General features: G+C 67.4%; 24 protein-coding genes and 1 tRNA gene. 11 read left to right on the top strand and 14 right to left on the bottom strand.

Annotated elements, in window-relative coordinates; all coding sequences use genetic code 11:
• Nucleotides 1-44 precede the first annotated feature (44 nt).
• Nucleotides 45-890, top strand: a complete 846-nt coding sequence (locus BLU81_RS31545) for a PSP1 domain-containing protein (protein WP_092549458.1) — start codon at nucleotides 45-47, stop codon at nucleotides 888-890.
• Between the two features lie 114 nt (nucleotides 891-1,004).
• On the opposite strand, the gene BLU81_RS31540 is transcribed toward BLU81_RS31545, so the two are convergent.
• On the bottom strand, nucleotides 1,005-1,430 hold the full coding sequence (locus BLU81_RS31540; protein WP_092549455.1) for a MarR family winged helix-turn-helix transcriptional regulator: 426 nt from the start codon (nucleotides 1,428-1,430) through the stop codon (nucleotides 1,005-1,007).
• A gap of 63 nt (nucleotides 1,431-1,493) precedes the next feature.
• On the opposite strand from BLU81_RS31540, the gene BLU81_RS31535 reads away from it, so the two are divergent.
• A complete protein-coding gene (locus tag BLU81_RS31535) occupies nucleotides 1,494-2,066 on the top strand; it encodes a hypothetical protein (protein WP_092549452.1) in 573 nt (190 codons plus the stop codon).
• On the opposite strand, the gene BLU81_RS31530 is transcribed toward BLU81_RS31535, so the two are convergent.
• Entirely contained in the window at nucleotides 2,007-3,752 is a 1,746-nt protein-coding gene (locus BLU81_RS31530; RefSeq protein WP_157751853.1) for a metallophosphoesterase family protein, read from the bottom strand. The genes BLU81_RS31535 and BLU81_RS31530 overlap by 60 nt on opposite strands.
• 102 nt (nucleotides 3,753-3,854) lie before the next feature.
• On the opposite strand from BLU81_RS31530, the gene BLU81_RS31525 reads away from it, so the two are divergent.
• Nucleotides 3,855-3,928, top strand: a tRNA-Thr gene (locus BLU81_RS31525).
• Nucleotides 3,929-4,079: 151 nt separating this feature from the next.
• On the opposite strand, the gene BLU81_RS31520 is transcribed toward BLU81_RS31525, so the two are convergent.
• From BLU81_RS31520 to BLU81_RS31490, 7 genes are all read right to left on the bottom strand, one after another.
• On the bottom strand, nucleotides 4,080-4,709 hold the full coding sequence (locus BLU81_RS31520) for a hypothetical protein (RefSeq protein WP_157751852.1): 630 nt from the start codon (nucleotides 4,707-4,709) through the stop codon (nucleotides 4,080-4,082).
• Nucleotides 4,710-4,798: 89 nt separating this feature from the next.
• Nucleotides 4,799-5,968 (bottom strand): MFS transporter, encoded by a 1,170-nt coding sequence (locus BLU81_RS31515; protein ID WP_092549446.1) that lies wholly within the window; start codon nucleotides 5,966-5,968, stop codon nucleotides 4,799-4,801.
• Between the two features lie 118 nt (nucleotides 5,969-6,086).
• Nucleotides 6,087-6,611, bottom strand: coding sequence for a DUF6226 family protein (locus tag BLU81_RS31510; RefSeq protein WP_092549443.1), 525 nt, complete (start codon nucleotides 6,609-6,611; stop codon nucleotides 6,087-6,089).
• A gap of 53 nt (nucleotides 6,612-6,664) precedes the next feature.
• Entirely contained in the window at nucleotides 6,665-6,862 is a 198-nt protein-coding gene (locus BLU81_RS31505) for a DUF397 domain-containing protein (protein WP_092549440.1), read from the bottom strand.
• A gap of 214 nt (nucleotides 6,863-7,076) precedes the next feature.
• A complete protein-coding gene (locus tag BLU81_RS31500; RefSeq protein WP_092549437.1) occupies nucleotides 7,077-7,271 on the bottom strand; it encodes a DUF397 domain-containing protein in 195 nt (64 codons plus the stop codon).
• 40 nt (nucleotides 7,272-7,311) lie between these two features.
• On the bottom strand, nucleotides 7,312-8,208 hold the full coding sequence (locus BLU81_RS31495; protein WP_092549434.1) for a helix-turn-helix domain-containing protein: 897 nt from the start codon (nucleotides 8,206-8,208) through the stop codon (nucleotides 7,312-7,314).
• 207 nt (nucleotides 8,209-8,415) lie between these two features.
• Nucleotides 8,416-8,853 carry a DUF6232 family protein gene (locus BLU81_RS31490; protein WP_092549431.1) on the bottom strand — a complete coding sequence of 146 codons (438 nt, stop codon included), beginning with the start codon at nucleotides 8,851-8,853 and terminating at the stop codon, nucleotides 8,416-8,418.
• Nucleotides 8,854-9,232: 379 nt separating this feature from the next.
• Between BLU81_RS31490 and BLU81_RS31485 the strand changes: the two genes are divergently transcribed.
• Nucleotides 9,233-9,691 (top strand): DUF2231 domain-containing protein, encoded by a 459-nt coding sequence (locus tag BLU81_RS31485; protein WP_092549428.1) that lies wholly within the window; start codon nucleotides 9,233-9,235, stop codon nucleotides 9,689-9,691.
• 66 nt (nucleotides 9,692-9,757) lie between these two features.
• Here the strand turns inward: BLU81_RS31485 and BLU81_RS31480 are convergent, their stop codons facing one another.
• The gene (locus BLU81_RS31480; RefSeq protein WP_157751851.1) at nucleotides 9,758-10,558 is read right to left on the bottom strand and encodes a hypothetical protein; all 801 of its coding nucleotides are present in this window, start codon (nucleotides 10,556-10,558) and stop codon (nucleotides 9,758-9,760) included.
• Between the two features lie 466 nt (nucleotides 10,559-11,024).
• Between BLU81_RS31480 and BLU81_RS31475 the strand changes: the two genes are divergently transcribed.
• Nucleotides 11,025-11,786, top strand: coding sequence for a hypothetical protein (locus tag BLU81_RS31475; RefSeq protein ID WP_092549422.1), 762 nt, complete (start codon nucleotides 11,025-11,027; stop codon nucleotides 11,784-11,786).
• On the opposite strand, the gene BLU81_RS31470 is transcribed toward BLU81_RS31475, so the two are convergent.
• Genes BLU81_RS31470 through ku form a run of 3 tightly spaced genes read right to left on the bottom strand, consistent with a single transcriptional unit; the run spans nucleotide 11,773 to nucleotide 14,485 of the window.
• On the bottom strand, nucleotides 11,773-13,071 hold the full coding sequence (locus BLU81_RS31470) for an MFS transporter (protein WP_307833790.1): 1,299 nt from the start codon (nucleotides 13,069-13,071) through the stop codon (nucleotides 11,773-11,775). The two genes, BLU81_RS31475 and BLU81_RS31470, sit on opposite strands and share 14 nt — an antisense overlap.
• Nucleotides 13,072-13,096: 25 nt before the next feature.
• Complete coding sequence (locus tag BLU81_RS31465; RefSeq protein ID WP_092549419.1) at nucleotides 13,097-13,582, bottom strand: NUDIX domain-containing protein; 486 nt, start codon at nucleotides 13,580-13,582, stop codon at nucleotides 13,097-13,099.
• A 39-nt stretch (nucleotides 13,583-13,621) separates the two neighbouring features.
• Nucleotides 13,622-14,485 carry a non-homologous end joining protein Ku gene (gene ku, locus BLU81_RS31460; RefSeq protein ID WP_092549416.1) on the bottom strand — a complete coding sequence of 288 codons (864 nt, stop codon included), beginning with the start codon at nucleotides 14,483-14,485 and terminating at the stop codon, nucleotides 13,622-13,624.
• 63 nt (nucleotides 14,486-14,548) lie between these two features.
• On the opposite strand from ku, the gene ligD (BLU81_RS31455) reads away from it, so the two are divergent.
• The 6 genes from ligD (BLU81_RS31455) (at nucleotide 14,549) to BLU81_RS31430 (ending at nucleotide 19,766) form a co-directional block, all read left to right on the top strand.
• Complete coding sequence (gene ligD / locus BLU81_RS31455) at nucleotides 14,549-15,490, top strand: non-homologous end-joining DNA ligase (protein ID WP_092549413.1); 942 nt, start codon at nucleotides 14,549-14,551, stop codon at nucleotides 15,488-15,490.
• A complete protein-coding gene (gene ligD, locus BLU81_RS31450; RefSeq protein WP_092557898.1) occupies nucleotides 15,480-16,388 on the top strand; it encodes a non-homologous end-joining DNA ligase in 909 nt (302 codons plus the stop codon). The genes ligD (BLU81_RS31455) and ligD (BLU81_RS31450) overlap by 11 nt, the downstream gene beginning before the upstream one ends.
• Before the next feature lie 170 nt (nucleotides 16,389-16,558).
• Complete coding sequence (gene trpB, locus BLU81_RS31445; protein ID WP_092549410.1) at nucleotides 16,559-17,704, top strand: tryptophan synthase subunit beta; 1,146 nt, start codon at nucleotides 16,559-16,561, stop codon at nucleotides 17,702-17,704.
• On the top strand, nucleotides 17,701-18,498 hold the full coding sequence (gene trpA, locus BLU81_RS31440; RefSeq protein WP_172890656.1) for a tryptophan synthase subunit alpha: 798 nt from the start codon (nucleotides 17,701-17,703) through the stop codon (nucleotides 18,496-18,498). Before trpB ends, trpA begins: the two co-directional genes overlap by 4 nt.
• On the top strand, nucleotides 18,461-19,171 hold the full coding sequence (locus tag BLU81_RS31435; RefSeq protein WP_092549407.1) for a GntR family transcriptional regulator: 711 nt from the start codon (nucleotides 18,461-18,463) through the stop codon (nucleotides 19,169-19,171). Before trpA ends, BLU81_RS31435 begins: the two co-directional genes overlap by 38 nt.
• Before the next feature lie 370 nt (nucleotides 19,172-19,541).
• The gene (locus tag BLU81_RS31430; protein WP_092549404.1) at nucleotides 19,542-19,766 is read left to right on the top strand and encodes a hypothetical protein; all 225 of its coding nucleotides are present in this window, start codon (nucleotides 19,542-19,544) and stop codon (nucleotides 19,764-19,766) included.
• 3 nt (nucleotides 19,767-19,769) lie between these two features.
• On the opposite strand, the gene BLU81_RS31425 is transcribed toward BLU81_RS31430, so the two are convergent.
• Nucleotides 19,770-20,231 carry a YcxB family protein gene (locus BLU81_RS31425; protein WP_157751850.1) on the bottom strand — a complete coding sequence of 154 codons (462 nt, stop codon included), beginning with the start codon at nucleotides 20,229-20,231 and terminating at the stop codon, nucleotides 19,770-19,772.
• Nucleotides 20,232-20,240: the final 9 nt, after the last annotated feature.

Raw genomic sequence — 20,240 nt, 5'->3', positions numbered from 1 at the left:
TCCGGCATTTGGTACGGCTGGCCTGCCGTCGTACTGTAGATCGCATGGGCATGCTGTGCGCGGTCAGCTTCAACCGGTACGGCCGCCTCTACTACCTCGATCCGGCCGGCTTCACGCCAGCCGTCGGCGACCGCGTGCTGGTGCCGACGGATGACGGTCCCGAGGTGGCGGAGTGCGTCTGGGCACCGCAATGGGTCGAGGAGGACACCTCCGGTTTCCCCAAGGTCGCCGGGCTGGCGGTCGACACCGACCTGCACCGCGACGAGACGTTGCGCAAGCGCAAAGCCGAGGCCAAGGTCGCCGCCAAGAAGCTGATCAAGTCGCACAACCTGCCGATGAAGGTCGTCGCCGTCGATCACGTGCTCGACCCGACCGGCGGTAACAGCGCGCGCACCACGATCTATTTCACCGCACCGAACCGGGTCGACTTCCGTTCCCTGGTCCGTGACCTCGGGGCCACCCTGCACTGCCGGGTCGAGCTGCGCCAGCTCTCCGCCCGCGACTCGGCCCGCGTCCAGGGCGGCATCGGCTCCTGCGGCCGCGACCTGTGCTGCGCCACGTTCCTGACCGACTTCGAGCCGGTCACCATCCGGATGGCGAAAGATCAGGATCTGCCGCTCAACCCACTACGCATCTCCGGCGCGTGCGGCCGCCTGATGTGCTGCCTCAAATACGAGCACCCGCTGTACCAGACGTTCCAGGCCTCCGCCCCGGCGCTCGGCTCCCGTGTGACGACGCCGGAGGGTGACGGTCGCGTCGTCGCGCACAGTGTTCCCAAGGACGCGGTGGTGGTCCGCCTCGACGCCGACGGCTCCCGCTGCTCCTGCAGCCGTGCCTCGGTCTGCGCTCCGCGCCAGGCCCACGACGCCCAATACAACCCCGAGATTTAGTACGCATCAACCACGGCTCCGCCCGGTCCCCGCGAGCGATGCGGGGCCCCGGGCCGCCCCGCGCCCGCCGGGCCGAATGCGGTGGTCAGCCGGCCAGTCGCGTGGCCTGTGTGGTCAGCCGGCCAGTCGCGTGGTCTGCTCGCGAAGCACGCGGATCGTGTTGTCCAGATAGTCGGTGATCACGGCCAGTTGTGCCTCGTCGTACCGGCTGGTGAACTCACCCATCGCCGCCGTCAGGTCGGCGAAGATGCCACCGAGATCCGGCCTCTTCGCCGGATCGGCCACCAGCAGGGTGCGCCGACGGTCGGCGGGGTCGGGCCGCCGCTGCACGTAACCGGCCCGTTCCAGCCGGTCGACGATGCCGGTCAGCGCGGTCACGCCCACGCCCAGTGCCGGGGCCAGGGCGCCGATCGGCATCGGCCCGGAGCGCAGGATCACGCCCAGGGCCTTGTGCTCGGCGGCGCTCAGTCCGAGCCGCTGCGCGACCGCCTCGTGAAAGAGCACAACAGCGGTGCTCAACTCCCAGCCGTAGTCACGCATTGTCAAACCTCTTTACTTCATGTACCTGGATAGTCCACGCTAGTGGAATATCTGGAGGTTGCCATGAAGGATTCTCTGTCACTGGGCAGAGCCGCGGCCAGGTGGGCCGGAGGCTTCTACCTACGTCACGTCATCCTGGTCCTGGGCCTGTCCCTGATCCCCACCGCGCAACGGTTCACGGTCATCAGCCAGGACGTGCCGCCCGCCGTCAGCATCGCCGGCGAGGTGCTGGTGATGCTGGTCCGCATTCTGCTCTTCGTCCTGGTCGTGCGCCTGATGCTCGACGAGCTGGCCGCCGCCGGCATCGGCCGCCGCGAGTCCTGGGCCCGCTTGAAAGCCGGCCTCCACGCCCGCCGCCTCGCCTTCTGGGGCCAGTGGGTGCTGCTCATTATCGCCTTCGTGATCTTCGACGTGCTGCCGGAGACCCTGATCGCGACCGTGGTGCCGGAGTCCGCCCGGGAGACCGCCACCGCGTGGCTGGTCGCGGTGAAGAACCCGACCGTCATCGCCTTCACCATGCTCTGGCTGGTCGGAATCGCCCGCACCCTGATCATCGACCCGGACCCAGCGGCCCCCTCAGACGATCTCGAAGGCCGGCTCGACCCGGTGCACGGCCATCGGGGTGACCGGCCGTAACCAGGGCGAATGCGGGTCACCGTCCGGGTCGGCCGCCCACTGTTTGCAGACCGCGCCGACCCCGATCGGGTGAATCGTGAGGGTGCCGTCGGCGGCGATGTGCATCCGCAGGAAACTCTTCGCCTCTTCGATGCCCTGACCGGCGTACAGCTCGTTCAGGTTCACGTCGAAACGGGCCGCGACCAGTAGATACAGCGCGAGCGCCTGGGTCGCGACCACGGCGATCAGCGGACCGTAGACGACAGCCGCCACCGCGAGCGGCCCCGGCCACGGCCAGTCCCGGAACGGCAGCTGCAACCACACCCACGTGCCGCCGACCGCCAGCGCGATCTGGGCCAGGCCGTGCACCACCCCGAAGACCAGATGCCGGACGTTGCCCTCCGGCTTCGCGAAGAGCACCGTGCCCGCCATGATCAGCACCAGCATCAGGACCAGCGGAATGCTGAACAGCCGCTGGATGCTGCCACCTTGACTGGCCGCCCCCGCACCGGCCATGGCCAACATGGTCAGTGTGTGGATGATGCCGAGCAACGTGGCGAACCCGGCGTTACGCCGTGGCACTCGATGGAACACGCCCCACCCCATCCGGCGGGACTCGGCCGTGTCCGGATAGGTGGCCTTGCGGTCGTACCGCCGACTGCGGCTCGCGTTGCGGGTCAGCGTCTCCGGCGGCGGAACCAGCAGATGACCCGGAAGGTTCTGAGTGCCCAGCGTGTACGCCCCACCACCCCCGCAGGTGATCAACTCCCGATCGTCGCCGGAGAACCTCGCGTAATGGTGCAGGTCGCCGGAGACCAGAACCCGAACCCGGGCTTGAGTGGGCCCGAGAATCGTCCGGATGAAATAGTCCACCGCGTCGTACGCGTGCGGGTTCTCCCGCGCCTTCACCCACGTCGGCGAGGGCGTCATCAGAATGACCCGGTCGTCCGGCCCGACCTGCTCGGCGGCCTTCTCGAAGTAGAGCAACTGCGGGTCGTCGATGTACGCCCCGAACTGCTCGTCCACCGCGAACACCCACCAGTTCCCCGGCAGTTTGATCGCGAAGTACGACCGCCGCTGCCCGGTCCGCCACCCGCCGATGTTGCCGTCCTTACGCCGAGCGAAGAGCCGCAGAAACGCGGTGAGCCCGTCGTACCAGTCATGGTTTCCGGGAAGGGCGTACAGCGTCGGCCGGGGCACTCCGGCCGGAGCCTCGGGAAACGCCGCGCGATAGGGACCTTTCATCCGGTGCTCATATTCGTCACCACTGGCCACCGGATACACCTGATCGCCACCCATCAACAGCAGCCGCCCCCGGGGCAGCAGCTCACCGTCGACTTCCAGCTGATCCTGGGACAGCAGATAGGCGACCGAGTAGGTGGCGTCGAACCCGTCGCCCAGGTCGGCCACATAGTCCACCCAGATGTCCCCGGTGGCCGTCGCCGAATGGTCGAAGATGTCGTCGTCGAGAGCGTTCTGCAGCTCACGCTTGTCCAGATAGGCCCCGAAGAGGAAGTGCAGAAGTGTCCGCAGCCCGGTACTGAGCAGCATCAGCGGAGCAAGCCAGCCGATCGGCCCTTTCCGGGTGAACCCCAGCTCCTGTGGATCGAGGCTGCGCGGCCGGCTGCGCCCACCAGCCCCCGACTCGGCCGGCTTGGCCGGTACGGTCTCCGGTGGAGCGGATCGCTGCGGGGGAACGATGGCCATCGACACATCCTCCGCCACACCCGGCACAGTAGCCATCGGGACACGACATCAGACGTACCCCGATGATGATGCCCCCGTCGATGCCGTAGACTTGTCTACGTTGCCGCCTTAGCTCAGTCGGCTAGAGCGACGCACTCGTAATGCGTAGGTCGACGGTTCGATTCCGTCAGGCGGCTCAGTGAGAAACCCCAGGTCACCGACCTGGGGTTCTTCTTTTCGACCAGTTCCGTTCGGCGTTGCAACGAGAAAGCCCAGGTCTATGACCTGGGCTTCTTCTCTGGTGGGGAGCTGAGGGCTCGGCTCCCCCCGGATGCCGAACCTTTGAGGTCAGCAGTAGGCCTTGGCCACCTTGTACGCCAGGGTGGTGGACTTCGGGGAGCTGCCGCACCGCACCACGCCCTCGGAGCGCAGGCCGAACGAGGTGGCCTTGCCCGTGCCCTTGATGAGGATCTGGGTGCCGCGGGAGTTGCAGACCGAGTAGACGTACCGGCCGGAGACCTTCTTCACCCCGGCGAAGTAGACGTACACGTTCCCGCTCTTCATGGTGCCGCTGACTGTCTCTTTGCTGGTGTTCGTCTTCTTGCCGGAGGCGGCCAGCTCGATCTTGGCGTTGCCCTCCAGCTTGGCGATGAGCGTGTTGGCCGAGAACTTGACACCGGTGCTGGCTTTGGCGGACGCGCTGACCGTCGAGGTGTGGGTCACGGAGTAGGAGCGCTTGATGGTCGCGCCGCTGAAGTTCTCGAACGCCTTGGCGTGGGTGATCGCCCAGGGCTTGCTGACGCTGCTCCACTTCCACATCTTGAAGTTCGGCTCACACTTCGTGCCCTCGAACGCCGTGGCATCGCTCGACGCGGCGGCCGTCCGGACCTCGCTTGCGGACGCCATGGCCGGCGTCGCGGAGAAGATCGCCGCACCGAGCATCGCGCCGGACACGCACCACCGAATTGTTCCACGCACTTCGACTCCGCTTCTGAGCTGTTTCCGTAATGGAGTGGATCGATGTGCTGAACTATTCAACGGGTGCCTAAACTTCCGCTGTAACTTCCCTATACGCGGCGGCCGGGCTCACGTAGCACCGGGGTCAGCGCGAACGACAGCACCAGCAGCATCGCCACCGCGAGCAGCCCTTTCGAGACCGTGAGATGGTCACCGAGGAAACCGATCAGGGGCGGGCCGCCGAGGAACGCGCAGTAGCCGATCGACGAGACCACCCCGACCCGGGCGGGCGCCTTGACCGGGTCGTCGGCGGCGGCGCTCATCCCGATCGGGAAGCCGAGCGAGGCGCCGAGCCCCCACAGCATCGCCCCGGCGAAGGCGATCGGTGTGGACGGCCCGAAGACGAAGACGAGCAGCCCGGCCAGGCCGGTGACGGCGAGCATCCGGAGCACGGGCACCCGGCCGTACCGGTCGAGAAGGTTGGGCCCGAACCACCGGCCGACCGTCATGGCGGCCAGGAACAGGGCGAAGCCGAGGGTGCCGGTGGACGCCGCGGTGCCGTGGTCGTCGATCAGGGCGATGCTGATCCAGTCGATGCCGGCCCCTTCGGTGAGGGCGAACGACAGCACGAACAGGCCGATGAGCAGGGTGCGCGGCTCGCGCCAGGCGGCGAGCGCGCGAGGTTTCTCCGTCGCGGCGGCGTCCGCGGTGGCCTCATCGGTCACGAACCATCGGACGGCGGGGACGACTGCCGCCACCACGAGGACGCAGGCGATCACCACGTGGACGGTGACCGGGACGCCGACCTTGACGGCGCCCGCGCCGGCGAGTGCCCCGGCGACCGTGCCGATGCTGTACCCGGCGTGGAAGCGGGGCATGATCGACCGGCCGAGGCGGCGTTCCACGACTGCGGCCTGCACGTTCATGGCGACGTCCCAGGCGCCGGTGGCGAGCCCGTAGACGTAGAGGGCGATGACCACGGGAACGACGCCGTAGTGGTAGCCGATCGCGACGGCGGCCAGCGCCGACCCGAGCAGAACGGCCCCGGTGCCGACCATGACCCGGGAGCCGAAGCGCCCGACCAGATGCCCGGCGATCGGCAGTGACGTCACCGAGCCGGCCGCGATGGCGAGCAACATCAGGCCGAGTTGCGACGGGGTGAGCCCGAGCTGGTCGCGGATCTGCGGGATTCGCGACGCGAAGCTGGCCATCGCGATGCCGAGGAAGATGAACGTGACGTAGACGGATCGGGTGGAGGCCCGCAGGCCGACCTTCTCCATGGTGCGCAAAGGTGACCCCGTGTGATGGTGAGAGAGTTTTCTCTGCTCACCGTACCCAAAAGCCTTTCCCTGCTCACCGTACCCAAAAGCCTTTCCCTGCTCACCGTGCCCAAGAGCCTCAGTGCGAACGGACCTGCCACGGCGCCCATTGCACCGGGGCCGCGAAGCCCTCACGCCGGGCGTCCCTGGCCCCGGCGGCGGAGAGCGGACCTTCCTGATCAGCCTGCACGCCGGCCCCGATCAACCTGGTCTCGAACCAAGACCCAATGAGCCCGCGTCGTACGCGTTCCCACAGTCCGCCCTCGATCAGGGCGCCGGTGTGGATCCGCAGTCGTTCGGCCGTGACTTTCGGGTCCTCGTCGCAGGTGTCGCAGGGACAGGCCGGCAGCGGCTCCTCCCACCACCGGCCGAGGCGCAGCCGGAGTCCGGAGTCGGTGAACTGCACCGCCAGCGGCGCGGCGGTGGGCATGCGAGGGATGAGCCGGACGGTCCGCACGAGCGCTTCGTCGAGCCCGAACGGTTCCTTGTTCTCCCGGCGCTCCACCAGGTAGCGCTCGGTGAGGTTGTCCAGCAGGGTCTCGGCCGCTTCGCTCAGAAGGTCGAAGCGGTTGGTGCCGGTGGTGCCGGATGTGCCGTCCACCATTGCAGTATGCCGCGCTCGGCCCGCGGCATCAGGGTGCTCCGGTGGAAGACGAGTCATTCGAAACCGAAGTCGCCGTCCTTGACTCCGGTCACGAACGCGTCCCACTCCTCGTGCGTGAAGGCGAGGATCGCGCCGGTCGGCATCTTGGAGTCACGGATCAGAACCCGCTCCGCGACACGCGCCACCTCGACGCAGGCGCCGGTGGAACAGCGCCTACTTCGGCGCCAGTGTGGCTCTTCCGTTTTGATCATTTGTGTGCACCTCCGTGACGGTTCGGAATCCACGGTATGCGAATGAACCGGAGCCGAGCGGGTGCCCACATGAATGAAAAAGAGAAAATGCCGCTTAACTCACTCATTGGGAGTTATGCGGCGTCAATTTATTGCTATTTAAATATTTTGCGAGTATTTTTGACCGGCCCGCTCTGGTCGTTCGCGATCTCGCAGAGCGGGCGGGCCCAAGTCTTTAGAAGCGGAACTCGCCCGCGGTCACGCCCTCCACGAAGGCGTCCCACTCGTCCTTGGTGAAGGAGAGGGCGGTGGCCTCGGGGTTCTTCGAGTCGCGGATCAGGTACTGGTCTTCGACCTTCGCGACCTCGACACAAGTCGACGTTCCGCAGCGGCTGCTCTTGCGCCATGCGGGCACGTTCATCTGTTCCATCGGGGACCTTTCGAGAAATATTATCTGTGAGTTAGTGTTTTCATTGTCGGCGCGACCCGTCCGTAACGGCTCGTTCCAACTCCTTGATCTGTGCCTCGATGAATTGAATCGTGTCCTCTTCATCGGCGGCCTCACCCCAGACCCGGCTGTATCGCGCATGATGTTTCGCAGCCGTGGCCTGGTCTTCGACCATTTCATCGCCGAGCCCGGTCTCCCGGTACAACGCCTCTCCGCCGCTCATCGTGAGCAGGTCGAAGCTGGCGTTGTTGGTCACCGAGGCATCGAGCGAGAAGGGCACCATCCTGATCCGGATGGTCCCGTCCTGGACGTTTTTCCGTAGGTCACGCAGCTGATCGGCGAAGACTGCCGGGCCGCCGATGGTCCGGCGCAGCACCGACTCGTCGACCATGACCATGATCTGCAAGCTGTCAGCCCGGCTGAGCAGTGCCTCCCGGCGCCGCATTCTGGCGTCGACACGTCTCGTGCGCTGTTCCTCGGACAACTCTTCCTCGAACCGGGACATCAGCGCGGTCGCATAGTCGCGCGTCTGCAGGGGGCCCGGAATGAAGTAGATGGAGTACGAACGGATTTCCGTCGCTTCTACCTCGTACTCGATGAGCTTACGCATGTCACCGGTGAGCGTGGTGTGGAATTCGTCGGCCAAGTACCATGCCCGCTGGCGGGTCCGGGCAATTCGAGTCGCCGCGAGCAGGTCGGCGACTGTGCTCTTGTCCCGGATGCCGAGGAAGGTCAGCACGGAACGCAGATCATTGGCGGAGATGGAGACATCCCCGTTCTCGATCCGGATGACCTTACTGGTCGACCACTCCATCTCTTCGGCGACCTGATTTTGGGTCAGACCGGCCGACTCCCGCGCTTCACGGAGCGCGAGTCGTACGCGCCGGCGCGCGATGGTCGGCGAGTCACCCTCGGTCATGAGTCCTTCATCGTCGAAGTGGGTGGTGACATCAGGTAATCAAGGAACACCAGTCTGCCACCTCGCTGACTGCCATCTTGCTGACTGCTACCAGGCAACCAGCGAGGTCGCGGACATCCTAGTACTGTCCTATCAGAACGACGGCCGGCAGGTGCGGTTTTGACGCAAGCCGCCATCTCACCCGAGGGGCGCTCGGAGAATCGCAGCTCAGGCGGCAGCCAGGCCGTACCCCCAGGGTGTTCGCCGGTTGTCTTCCATGGCCCTGCGTAAAGCCCGGCTCACCTGATTGAAGACCCGCGCGTCGGGCGACGAGTAGAGCACCACAGCGGCGCCCCGGTACTGAGCGTGGAGTTCCCAGCGGCCCGGCTCACGCCACACCATGGCTACGCCGGGTATCGCGAGACCGAGGAAGACGAGAATGTAGACCAGCGGATCGGGCAGCAGCGCCCAGCCGGCGGCTGCGGCCGCGAGGGCGATCACCGCGAACGCGGGAGCGTAGGGACGGATACGGGCCGGGGCCTGCACGAGACCGACGTTGCGCAGATCCGGAACGGCGAAGACCAGCGGTGCGGTACGGGGGTGCCAGACGAACTGATCGTCGGACACCAGGGCGTCCGGACCGCGATAGTAGATCCGTGTGCGCATGGCGAACTCCTCTTCGCTGTTTCTTGCGAGGAGGGACGGAATGGGGCCACCATTGGCGCGAGAGACCCATCCCCGCCTCGCTCGAGCCGCAACGAACGAAGCCGCAGAGGCGGACAACGGCACCCGTTTGCCGCCGGGTGCCGCTGCTGGTCACTCCCTCCGACTCCGCCCTTTGTTGCCCTGTTAGCAGTGAAGCACGCCACCCAGCACCTCGCCACCACTCAACCTGCCATGTTGCAGATTGCGTACAAGCTGTGCGACGTTGGTGGGGTGACCCATCGGCGATCGCCGTGGTGTTTGTGCTCGGAGCGGACCGGGTAGCCCAACGTCGCCAAGCCGTTAAGAATCTGTCTTTGCGCAGGTGGGAAGGCGAAACCTCATGGAAAGCCGATTGAACGTCGCCGGTCAGGCGGTGCAGCCGATCCTGGTGATGTTCCCCCTGGGGCTCTTCGCCATGGCCGTATTGTTCGACATGGCCGACTTGCTGGGCGGGCCTAACATCCTCGGAGCACTGGCCTACTGGAACGTCGTGGCCGGACTGGTCAGCGGCACCCTGGTCACCATCGCGATCGCCGTGGACGTGATGTTCGCGCGCGTCTCCCGCGACCGCCGCCTCGGCGTGCTCCGCAGTCTCCTGAACGTGGGCGTGCTGGTGATCTTCGCGGTCATCGCGATGCTCCGCGTCCAGGCCCCCGACCGCATCATCGGCGGCGGCCTGTTCTTCATCGAACTGCTGGCCCTGGCCCTGGCCGGCTTCGGCGCCTGGTTCGGCGGCGAGATCGCCAACGGCCGCGCCCCGTCGTTCGCCCGCACCGTCGCTGGAAACCGGAGCTACTGACGGCTTCCCGGCGGCCGAGGCCGGCGTCCTGGACCGGATGGATCCGGCTCGGACCGGACCGCGTGGTCAGGGCGAGGACCGGCGCGGGATGAGGGGTTGCACCAAGCGGGCGTAGTCCGGCTGTCCGGCCAGGGGTACTGCCTGGAAGTCTCCGGTGCTGACGTCGAGGCGGATCAGTGCGGTACCGATCTCATGAACGCCGCCGGCGACGTGCACGAGGAGATGAGTGGGGTCCTCCCAGACAGGCGGCTGTGGGCCGGTGGGGCTTGTCTGACTGCGTGGTGGCAGCCAGTACGTCTGGGTGGTGCGTGAGGTGGTCGCGTCGAACAGGATCAAGCTTGTCGGGGCGTGACCGAATTCGTACAGAAGGTTGCCGCCCGGGACGAGCCTGGCGCCATATCCGCCGGTGAAACGCCGCCGAGTGCCGCCGGGTGTGATGATCGAGGGGCCCTGCTGGGGGTCGTAATAGAGGCTCGTGCCGGACACCGGGTCGATGGTGGTCACCGGGTACGGCGCGGGTTCGGGCCGGCTGCCGGGGCGCCACTGCATGTCGGTGTTGAACCGGACGACACCGTCGTGCACGGCGTTGAGAGTCAGCGGACGGCTGTCGTCCCAGGGCATGGTGCGACGGGTGCCGTCGGCGAGGTCGAGCACGTGCAGGCGGTACCACTCCTGCCGGCCGAGGTGCCATTCCACGACCGCATAGAGCCGCCCGTGCTCGTCCAGGCGGCTGAAGGTACTCGACAGGCCGAGCTCGTCGATGCCACCGTCGTCGCGCACGATGACGGTGCTGTCGCTGCCGGCGATCAGGATGCCGTGGGCCGTCTCGATCGCCGTGCCGGACGGCACCTGGGCGATGGGCGTCATGTCGCTGTCACGCCACATCATGAGATGGCCGGTGTCACTGATGTACCCGGCGCGGGGCGGTGACCCGAGTGGCGGATGAAAGGTCACCGCCCGCGGTGGCCGTCAGGGCCGTCGAAACGACCCGGTTCGTAGTGATCCCGAACGATGAGGAGGCCGTACTCAGGCAGGAACTCGTCGTCCTCGGCGGCTGATCGCAGCGTCACGATCCGCACCCTAGCGACCCGGTCGGACAAAGTCCGTTTCGTCGCAACGCCGCCGTGGTGCGCCGGTCAAGGTGCAGCCGGATCGGATCAGTCCGGGTGTAAGCGGTGAAAGCGGTTCGGCTCTTTCCGGTCGGCTGTTCGGGCAGGGGCGGCGGGACGGGTGGCCGGAACTTCGCACCGAGGCTGGAAAACGACGGTTGGCACAGGGAGACTCGGTCGGCGGAGCGACGGAACGGACCCGTTCGCTCGTTGGAAGGGATCTCATGCGTAAGTCGCTCGTTCGTCGCGGTGCCGCGGCGGCTCTGGCCGTTTTCACCGGGCTCACCACTCTCGCCCTGGGGGCCTCGCCGGCCCGGGCCGATGTGAAGCTCGCCGGTGTCACGCTGTCGACGGGCACGGTGGTGCTCGACGGTGACGCCGGTTGCGCGAACCGGGTGAAAGTGACCTTCAAGGTGTACGACCCGCAGGGTGACGAGGACGAGGTGCTGTCGCTGTCGGCCGACGTCACCGGTCCGGACGGCGACATCGTCGACTTCCTGTTCCCGTCGCAGGCGTCCCGCAGTGGCGACTACGCCTACTTCACCGACTGGGTCTTCCTCTGCGGAAACATCTACGCCCCGGGTGCCTACCGGGTGCAGACCGAGCTGAAGTGGTGGGACGAGAACTACGACGATTACGTCGTCGAGCGGGTCGACCGGTTCTCGGTGAAGCGGCCGACGTCGCTGACCTATGACGCGACGCCGGAGCCGGTGAAGAAGAACAGTGCTCTGACTCATCGTGGCGTGTTGAAGGCCGATCCGGTGTCGTACGGCGCGAAGAAGGGCTTGAAGGGTGCGGTTTTGAAGTTCTACTTCAAGGCCAACGGCACCGCGGCGTACGTCTACAAAGGTCAGACCGTCACCGGTACGGGCGGCAAGTACAGCAAGAAGATCAAGGCCACCAAGTCGGGTACGTGGAAGGTCGTCTACGCGGGCAGTGGTGCCCGGCAGCCGCAGACGAAGTACGACGCCGTCAAGGTGAAGTAGTGCGGGAGGCCGCCGTGGCGTTCCACTCGTCGTCGGCGGCCTTCTTCAGGGCCATGCCGTCCTTGCCGTTGTAGGCGACCAGTTTCGGCAGGGCGGCGGCCAGGGCCACGGTGCCGACGACGCAGAGGACACCGCCGGCCCAGATGGCGCCGGTGATGCCGAGGCCGGTGCGGGCCATCGCGCCGGAGCGGAGCTGGCCGAGGAGCGGGCCGGTCGTGTAGGAGAGCATCTCGATGCCGGCCAGGCGCCCGCGGAGATGGTCGGGAATCGTCTGATTCCATATGATCATGCGGAACAGGCCGGAGACCATGTCGGCGGCGCCCGCGAAGGCCAGGCAGAACAGGGTGAGCCAGAGCGTGTCCGACAGGCCCACGCCGATGATGCCGACACCCCACAGGCCAGCCGCCACCAGCACCATCAGGCCGTGCCGGTGCACCCGTGCGGTCCAGCCGGAGCCGAGCGTGGCCAGCAGCGAACCGACCGCGGGGGCGGCGTAGAGCAGGCCCAGCACCTTCGGGCCGCCCAGGTCGTTGGCGAGGAACGGGTACAGCGCGGCCGGCATGCCGAAGAACATCGCGTTGATGTCGACCAGGTAGGTGCCGAGCAGTTCGGGGCGGGACCGGGCGTACTTCAGGCCGATGACCACACTGTTCAGCGACGGGCGGTCGGCGGCCACCGGCGGCGGGACCGCCTTCACCAGGCTCAGGCAGATCAGCGAGACGACGAAGGTGCCCAGGTCGAACAGGTACACCCAGTGCAGGTCGAAGCTGGCCAGCAGGACACCGGCCAGCGGCATGCCGAGAAGCTGGGCGAACTGCATACCGATCGACTGGACCGCCATGGTGGCCGGCACCTGCTCCGGTTTCACCAGCCGCGGGATCATCGCTTCCAGGGCGGGCCGTTGCAGACCGGCGACGGCGGCGGTGAGGAACGCGGCGACGTACAGCAGCCACAGGTGCGGTTCGTCGGAGAGCGAGTTGACCAGCAGGATGCCGCAGATCGCGGCGAGGGCCAGCTCACTGCCCCGGACCAGGATCCGGCGGTCGATGTAGTCGGCGAGCGCGCCACCGACGAACGACATGATCAGCAGCGGGAGCAGCTCACAGACGCCGATCAGGCCGACCATCAGCGGGTCGTCGGTCAGCTTCGCCACCTGGTACGGGATGGTGACGTAGCTGATGAACGAACCGAACGCGGTGACCACGCCGCCGATGAAGACGAGCCGGAAGTCCCGGGAGGTGCGTAACGGGGACAGATCCAGTCCGAAGCGGTGTTTTCTGATCACGAACCGCCATACTGCCAGGCAGCCGTTATTTCATCACCAGAATTCCCGTCTCACGGAACTTCGCCAGGTCAGCCAGCGCCTCGTCGATGACGAACGAGTCCTGGGGCAGCGCGTCCAGCGGGAAGAAGCCGGCATCGACACTCTCGTCGGTCTCGCGCAGCAGCTCGCCCTCCCAGGAGTGCACCACGAAGGTCATCAACACCTGCTGGTACGTGTGCCGGTACTCGTTCGTGTACGTGTACGCGGTGTAGAACGCGTACGGAGTCAGGGAAGTGGCCCGCAGCCCGGTCTCCTCCCACAACTCGCGGACGGCGCAGTCCTGCATGCTCTCGCCCAGCTCCATCGCCCCGGCCGGGATCGCCCAGCGCCGGTTGTCGGACCGCTGGATCAGCAACAACCTGCCCTGATCGTCGAGCACCACCGTGCGAGCCCCGACGAAGAAGATCGTGTCGCCGTCACCGACGCTCGCGCGGACCTTCCCCAGGTACGACTCCGCCCACGTCAGTGCCATCGAACCTCCCCATATCCCACAGCCATGGGAGAAGAGTAGTCACGCCGACTTCTTCGTGGTCTTGGCCGTGGACGTGGTTTTTCTCGCGCGCGTGGTTTTCTTGGCGGGTGGGGCGACCGGCGCGGACCGGGCCTTCTGCGCGCGCTCGACGGAGGCCTTGAGCGCCGCCATCAGGTCGATCGCGGCAGGCGCGGCCTCGTCCGGCTCGTCGGCCTGGACGACCTGGCGGCCCTCGACCTTGGCGTCGATGACCTCCTGCAACGCGGCCCGGTAGTTGTCGGTGAACTCGTCCGGTTCGAAACTGCCGGCCATCGAGTCGATCAGGGAACTGGCCATCGCCAGCTCGGCCGGCCGGGTCTCGATGTCGTCGTCGAGGAAACCGAACTCAGGGGCGCGCACCTCGTCCGGCCAGAGCATGGTGTTGAGGACCAGCACGTCGTCGCGGACCCGCAGGGTGGCGAGCTGTTCCCGCTGCCGGATCGCGATCTTGACGATGGCCACCCGCTCGGCGTCGCGGAGGGCGTCGCGCAGCAGTACGTACGGTTTCGCGGCCTGCCCCTCGGGTTCCAGATAGTACGACTTGGCGAAGAGAATCGGATCGATCTGTTCAGATGGAACAAATTCGAGCACGTCAATGGCCCTTGACGTGCTGAGGGGCAGTTCGGCGAAATCCTCATCGGTCAGGATCACCATTTCGCCGCCGCCGATGTCGAACCCCTTGGCGATGTCGTCGTAACTGACCGCCTCGCCGTCGACCGAGCAGGTTCGCTGGTACTTGATCCGGCCACCGTCGGTGCGGTGCACCTGGTGGAAGCGGATGTCCTTCTCCTCGGTCGCCGAATAGAGCTTGACGGCGATCGACACCAGGCCGAACGAGACAGCGCCCTTCCAGATCGCTCGCATGACCTCAGAATGGCATCACTGAGACGCCTGCGTCAGGTGAACGATTTTGCCTATGGTGATCGGGTGCCGGGTTCACCCCTGTCCCCGATGCTCGCGACCGCGGGCGGGTTGCCGCTGGGCCCGGACTGGAGCTTCGAGTTCAAGTGGGACGGCGTCCGGGTCCTGGCCCGGTTCGGTGGCGGGCCGCCCGACCTGTTCGCCCGCTCCGGCGCCGTGGTCACCGCGGCCTACCCGGAGATCGCCGCGCTGCACCTGCCCGAGGGGACGCTGCTCGACGGGGAGATGGTCGTGCTGGACGCTTCGGGACGGCCGTCGTTCACCGCGCTCGCCGAGCGGATGCACGTTCGGGACAAGCGCCGGGCCGCCCAGTTGGCCGCGGCCCTGCCGGTCACCTATCTGATCTTCGATCTGCTGTTTCTCGACGGGATCGACTACACCGGGTTACCGTACTTGGCCCGTCGGGAGCGCCTGGAAGAACTCGCCCCGGCCGGTGCGCACTGGATGGTGCCGCCGTCGTTCGGGGACGGGCCGGCCACCGAGGCGGCCGCCCGGGAGAACCGTCTCGAAGGCGTGATGGCCAAACGCTCCGACTCGGTTTACCTGCCCGGACGCAGGTCAGCGGACTGGGTGAAGATCAAATTCGATCAGACCGGTGACTACGTGATCGGCGGCTGGCGTCCCGGCGTACGCAAGCTGGGTGGGCTTTTGATCGGGGTGCCGACACCGGCCGGGCTGGCCTTTCGGGGACGGGTCGGCGGCGGGATCGGCGCGGTCGCTGAGCGTGACCTTCTCTCGCGGCTGGCGCCGCTCGCCACCCCGGATTCACCGTTCGCTCCCGGTGCGGTGTCGCGCGAGGATGCCAAAGGCGCCCATTGGGTACGACCGGAGCTGGTCGCCGAGATCCGCTACGGCAATCAGACACCCGACCTCCGGCTGCGTTTCCCCCGCTTCCTGCGCCTGCGCGCCGACAAGCCACCGGGGGAGTGTGCCGACGATGCCTCGTGACCGGATTCTGGTGACCATCGAGGGCCGGGAGGTCGAGCTCTCCAACCTGGACAAGGTGATGTACCCGTCGACCGGCTTCACCAAGGGCGAGCTGATCGACTACTACACGCGGATCGCCCCGGTGATGTTGCCGCACCTCAAGGGCCGTCCGGTCACCCGGATCCGCTATCCGCACGGGGTCGGCGCGCCGCACTTCTTCGAGAAGAACAGACCCGGCGGTACGCCACCCTGGGTGCACCTGGAGACGCTGCCTGTCCCCGGGTCCACGAAGAGCCGGGAGACCATCGACTTCGTGGTCGTCGACGAGCTGGCCACCCTGGTCTGGCTGGCGAACCTGGCGGCGATCGAACTGCACACCCCGCAGTGGCGGATCGGTGCCGACCCGGACCTGCTGGTCGTCGACCTGGACCCGGGCGCCCCGGCCGGACTGAAGGAATGCTGCGCGGTGGCGGTCCTGATCCGCGACCGGCTGGCCGCCGACGGGATCGCCGCGTTCCCGAAGACCTCCGGCCGCAAGGGCATGCAGCTGTGCTGCCCGATCTCCGGCACCCAGTCGTCGGCCCTGGTCACGGAGTACATCCATCGGGTCGCCGAGGAACTGGCCACGCTGGTGCCCGCCTCGATCACCGCGAAGATGGCCAAGCAGGTCCGCCCCGGCAAGGTCTTCATCGACTGGAGCCAGAACGCGGCCGCCAAGACGACGGTCACTCCGTACTCGCTGCGAGCTGGCGACTCCCCCACCGCGTCCACCCCGCTGACCTGGGACGAGGTCCTGTCGATGGCCACCGGCACCCGCCCGGCGAGGCAGTTCTCCCCGGCTGAGGCGCTCACCCGCACCGACCGGCACGGCGACCTGCTCGCCGGTCTGCTCACCCCCGGCCCGAAGCTTCCGAAGTAGATCGACAGCGTCGGATACTCATCCGTATCGCCACCCTGGTACCGCTGACCTGAACCACTCCAATCGGCCCGGCTCCCCGTCCAGGGGAGTCGGGCCGACTGGTGTTTGCTCCGTCCACAGGGCATGTGTATAACTGTTATAGAACTCAGTTCTAGAACAGTGGAGGCGTCATGCGGGAGCCGAGTGTGACCGGCCGGTTCGGGGAGTACGGCGGGCGTTTTGTGCCCGAGTCCCTGATCCCGGCCTGCGCCGCGGTCGAGGAGGCGTTCCGGGAGGCCTGGGCGGATCCGGGGTTCCGTGGTGAGCTGGCGGACCTGCTCGCCGTGCAGGCCGGGCGGCCCACCGCGCTCACCCCGGCCCGGCGGCTCTCCGCCGAACTCGGTGTCGACGTGCTGCTCAAGCGGGAGGACCTGGCGCACACCGGCTCCCACAAGATCAACAATGTGCTGGGACAGGCGCTGCTCGCGAAGCGGATGGGCAAGACCCGGCTGCTCGCCGAGACCGGAGCCGGGCAGCACGGAGTCGCCACCGCGACCGCCGCCGCCCTGCTAGGGCTGGACGCCACCGTCTTCATGGGCGAGGTCGACATCGAGCGGCAGGCCTTCAACGTCTTCCGGATGCGGATGCTCGGCGCCGAGGTCGTCCCGGTCACCGGCGGCACCCGCACTCTCAAGGACGCCACCAGCGAGGCCATGCGGCAGTGGGTGACCTGTGTGGACGAGGCCCACTACTGCCTGGGCTCGGTGATGGGCCCCCACCCGTACCCATGGATGGTCCGGGAGTTTCAGCGGGTCATCGGGGACGAGGCCCGGGTCCAGTGCGCCGACAAGACCCCGGATTTCGTGGTCGCCTGTGTCGGCGGCGGCTCCAACGCGGCCGGCACCTTCGCCGGGTTCGCCGACACCGGCGCGAAGCTGATCGGGGTCGAGGCGGAAGGCGGCGCGGCGGTCGCGTTCGGGCGGGCCGGTGTCCTGCACGGATTCCGGTCCTACCTGCTCCAGGACGAGCACGGACAGGTCAGCGAGGCCCATTCGATCGCGCCCGGCCTCGACTACCCCGGGATCGGCCCGGAACACGCGTACCTCAACGACATCGGCCGAGCCCGGTACGTGGTGGTCTCCGACAGTGAGGTCGTCCCGGCCGTCCGGCTTCTCGCTCGTACCGAAGGAATTCTTTGCGCTCTGGAATCCGCGCACGCGATCGCCTGGGTCATCCGGGCGGCCGGGAGCGGGGAGTTGCCGCCCGGCTCGACCGTGTTGGTGACGCTCTCCGGGCGCGGTGACAAGGACATGGCGACCCTGATGGAGGCATCGTGAACGTCGAGGATCATCTGCGGTCGGCGGGCCGTCCGCTGCTGGTGCCCTACCTGACCGGTGGCATCAGCACCGACTGGACCCGATACCTGACCGAGTACGCCCGGGCCGGCGCCGACGCGATCGAGATCGGACTGCCCTTCTCCGACCCGATTCTGGACGGCCCGGTCGTCCAGGAGGCCTCCGACCGGGCTCTGCGGCGTGGCGTCACGGTCGGTGACCTGCTCGCCGAGGTAGCCGGCGTGGACGTCGGTGTGCCGCTGATCGCGATGACCTACTACAACCTGGTGCAGCAGAGCCCGGACTTCTGCCGGGACCTGGCCGCGGCCGGGATCACCGGGCTGATCGTGCCGGACCTGCCGGTCGACGAGGCCGCCGCGCTGTCCGCGCAGGCGCGCGCCGCCGGGGTCGCCCTGACCCTGTTGGTGTCGCCCGCCACCCCAGCCGCGCGGCTCGCCGTGATCGCCCGGGAGTCCCGCGGCTTCGTCTATACGGTTTCGGTCATGGGCACCACCGGAACCATGTTCGCCGAGTCCGGCGGGCGGGTCGCGGAGGCGGTCCGGGCGCTCACCGACCGGCCGGTGCTGCTCGCCTTCGGTATCGCCACGACCGAACACGCCGTCACCGCCGCCGCGCACTCCGACGGGGTGGTGATCGGGGCCGCCCTGATGCGCCGGATCCTCGACGGCGGGACGCCGGAGCAACTCGGCGACGTGCTGGCATCGTTCCGGAGGGCGCTGGACGATAGCGTCATGCCTCGTGACCAGGGTTCCGGCGTACCGGCAAATCGCTCTTGATCTGACCGACAAGATCCGGACAGGGGTCTACCGGCCCGGCGAGGCGCTGCCCGCGCAACGGGAACTCAGCGCGCGGTACGGCGTGACGCTGATGACCCTGCGCCAGGCCCTGTCGTCGTTGCGCGACGACGGGCTGATCGTGCAGCACGCCGGACGCGGCACGTTCGTCGCACCGGTGCAGGCCACCTACCGGGTCGACACGCTCCGCAGTTTCGTCGAGGACCTGCGCGAACAAGGCCACGACGTGACGACCGAGGTGGTGTCGGCCGCCGTCACCGACGGTCTCCGGCTGGAGCGGGTGCGGTACCTCGGCGACCAGCCGGTCATCCACCAGACCTCGTGGGTCCCGGAACCGCACGGCTCCCGGGTGAGCGACGAGGACTTCCGGCGGATCTCGCTCTACGTGGCGCTGGCCGAAGCGGGCGTGACGATCACGCGGGCCTCGGAACGAATCGTCCCGGGTCTGCTCGACGTGGCGAGCGCCGCCCGGCTGAGCCGCCCGGCGGGCAGTCCGGTCTTCGTCAGCGAACGCACCACGTACGCCATGGACGACGAGCCGGTGGTCACCGACCGCGCGGTGATCCTCGGCGACCTGATGGAGATCCGAGCCGAACGAGCCGCGACCCGGGTCTCGGTCCAGTGGGGGACGGTACGGTCCCGTCCGAACGTATGACCTGACGATCCGGGCGATCGACGCGGCCGGCAACGCCGGTGAGGCCAGCACCCGGGTGCGGGTAGACACCACGGCACCGGCCTTCACCTACGCGCCGCCGGGCGGGACCATTCAGCACGGCGTGATCGACCTCGTGATCTCGGACGTCCCGTGCTGGTGGCCTTCGGGCCGCGAACCAGGGCGTCGCTGTGCGCGCTGCTGTCCCAGGCGAAAGCCCACGGCGCGGCCACGGCCACGGCCACGGCGGTACCGCCGGAGACCAGGGCCACCTCGGTGACGTCGGCGGGGACGCCTCACCGACGTCAGCCCGGACACCACGGCGATCCTGGCAGGCCCGAATACCGAGGTCGTCGGGTGTGTCGTCTGCACCATGACGGTCTCGCTCAGCGACGGCAGGCATCCGCTCGTCTGGTATGCCTGGGACGTTTTCGGGCAATCGACGATGGTCACGCGATATGTGACAGTCGACCACACCAAGCCGACACTCGCGGTGACCAAGGCGCCGAAGAACAAGGCGAAGATCAAGGTCCAACTGCGGGCGTACGACCGTGCGGGCAACGTCCGCACCACCGCCGCCCGCATCTGGACGCGATAGACGTCAGGACTTGACCTTCACCGGCGCCGTCTTGAGAAAGGCTTCGATGGTGGCCTGCTCCTCCGGGCTGAACGCGGGCCGGGGGAGCACGACCTGCATGACGCCGGTCTTCAACAGCCATCCGTGTTTGGTGCTCTTCACCCAGGTCAGCCCGGACCAGGCGAGCCGGGATTCACTGTGGGCCGCCCGGGTGTACAGCTCCGTCTCGTTGATCTCGTAGTGCACCGGCTCGGTGAGGATCTTGCGCTGCTGCCGCCAGCTCAGGTAAGCGATCAGCTCCGGAAAGACGATCACCAGTGGGGCGGCGTACAGGACCGGGCTGTCCTGAAACGCGTCCGTGGTCACCGCCAGCAGAAGGATCAGGCCGCCACTGATCCACATCCCGAAGCGGGCCTTGCCGAGCGCGGCCATGCTCAGCCGGCGGAACGAGGAATAGCTGTGCTGGAAGGTCCCCGTGATATTCACGGCTGGAAT

It is taken from the genome of Actinoplanes derwentensis (assembly GCF_900104725.1).
Classification (GTDB): domain Bacteria; phylum Actinomycetota; class Actinomycetes; order Mycobacteriales; family Micromonosporaceae; genus Actinoplanes; species Actinoplanes derwentensis.
This window is presented reverse-complemented; position numbering and strand designations above follow the sequence as displayed.

Bases quoted from the DNA above. Each gene is read 5' to 3' on its own strand.
- BLU81_RS31485 (WP_092549428.1), top strand. From the start codon at position 9,233: ATGGAAAGCCGATTGAACGTCGCCGGTCAGGCGGTGCAGCCGATCCTG.
- BLU81_RS31495 (WP_092549434.1), bottom strand. From the start codon at position 8,208: ATGACCGAGGGTGACTCGCCGACCATCGCGCGCCGGCGCGTACGACTC.
- BLU81_RS31490 (WP_092549431.1), bottom strand. From the start codon at position 8,853: ATGCGCACACGGATCTACTATCGCGGTCCGGACGCCCTGGTGTCCGAC.
- BLU81_RS31540 (WP_092549455.1), bottom strand. From the start codon at position 1,430: ATGCGTGACTACGGCTGGGAGTTGAGCACCGCTGTTGTGCTCTTTCAC.
- BLU81_RS31505 (WP_092549440.1), bottom strand. From the start codon at position 6,862: ATGATCAAAACGGAAGAGCCACACTGGCGCCGAAGTAGGCGCTGTTCC.
- BLU81_RS31515 (WP_092549446.1), bottom strand. From the start codon at position 5,968: ATGGAGAAGGTCGGCCTGCGGGCCTCCACCCGATCCGTCTACGTCACG.
- BLU81_RS31535 (WP_092549452.1), top strand. From the start codon at position 1,494: ATGAAGGATTCTCTGTCACTGGGCAGAGCCGCGGCCAGGTGGGCCGGA.
- ligD (WP_092557898.1), top strand. From the start codon at position 15,480: ATGCCTCGTGACCGGATTCTGGTGACCATCGAGGGCCGGGAGGTCGAG.
- BLU81_RS31530 (WP_157751853.1), bottom strand. From the start codon at position 3,752: ATGGCCATCGTTCCCCCGCAGCGATCCGCTCCACCGGAGACCGTACCG.
- BLU81_RS31510 (WP_092549443.1), bottom strand. From the start codon at position 6,611: ATGGTGGACGGCACATCCGGCACCACCGGCACCAACCGCTTCGACCTT.
- BLU81_RS31475 (WP_092549422.1), top strand. From the start codon at position 11,025: ATGCGTAAGTCGCTCGTTCGTCGCGGTGCCGCGGCGGCTCTGGCCGTT.
- BLU81_RS31465 (WP_092549419.1), bottom strand. From the start codon at position 13,582: ATGGCACTGACGTGGGCGGAGTCGTACCTGGGGAAGGTCCGCGCGAGC.
- trpB (WP_092549410.1), top strand. From the start codon at position 16,559: ATGCGGGAGCCGAGTGTGACCGGCCGGTTCGGGGAGTACGGCGGGCGT.
- BLU81_RS31430 (WP_092549404.1), top strand. From the start codon at position 19,542: ATGACGGTCTCGCTCAGCGACGGCAGGCATCCGCTCGTCTGGTATGCC.
- BLU81_RS31480 (WP_157751851.1), bottom strand. From the start codon at position 10,558: ATGACGCCCATCGCCCAGGTGCCGTCCGGCACGGCGATCGAGACGGCC.
- BLU81_RS31500 (WP_092549437.1), bottom strand. From the start codon at position 7,271: ATGGAACAGATGAACGTGCCCGCATGGCGCAAGAGCAGCCGCTGCGGA.
- BLU81_RS31545 (WP_092549458.1), top strand. From the start codon at position 45: ATGGGCATGCTGTGCGCGGTCAGCTTCAACCGGTACGGCCGCCTCTAC.
- ku (WP_092549416.1), bottom strand. From the start codon at position 14,485: ATGCGAGCGATCTGGAAGGGCGCTGTCTCGTTCGGCCTGGTGTCGATC.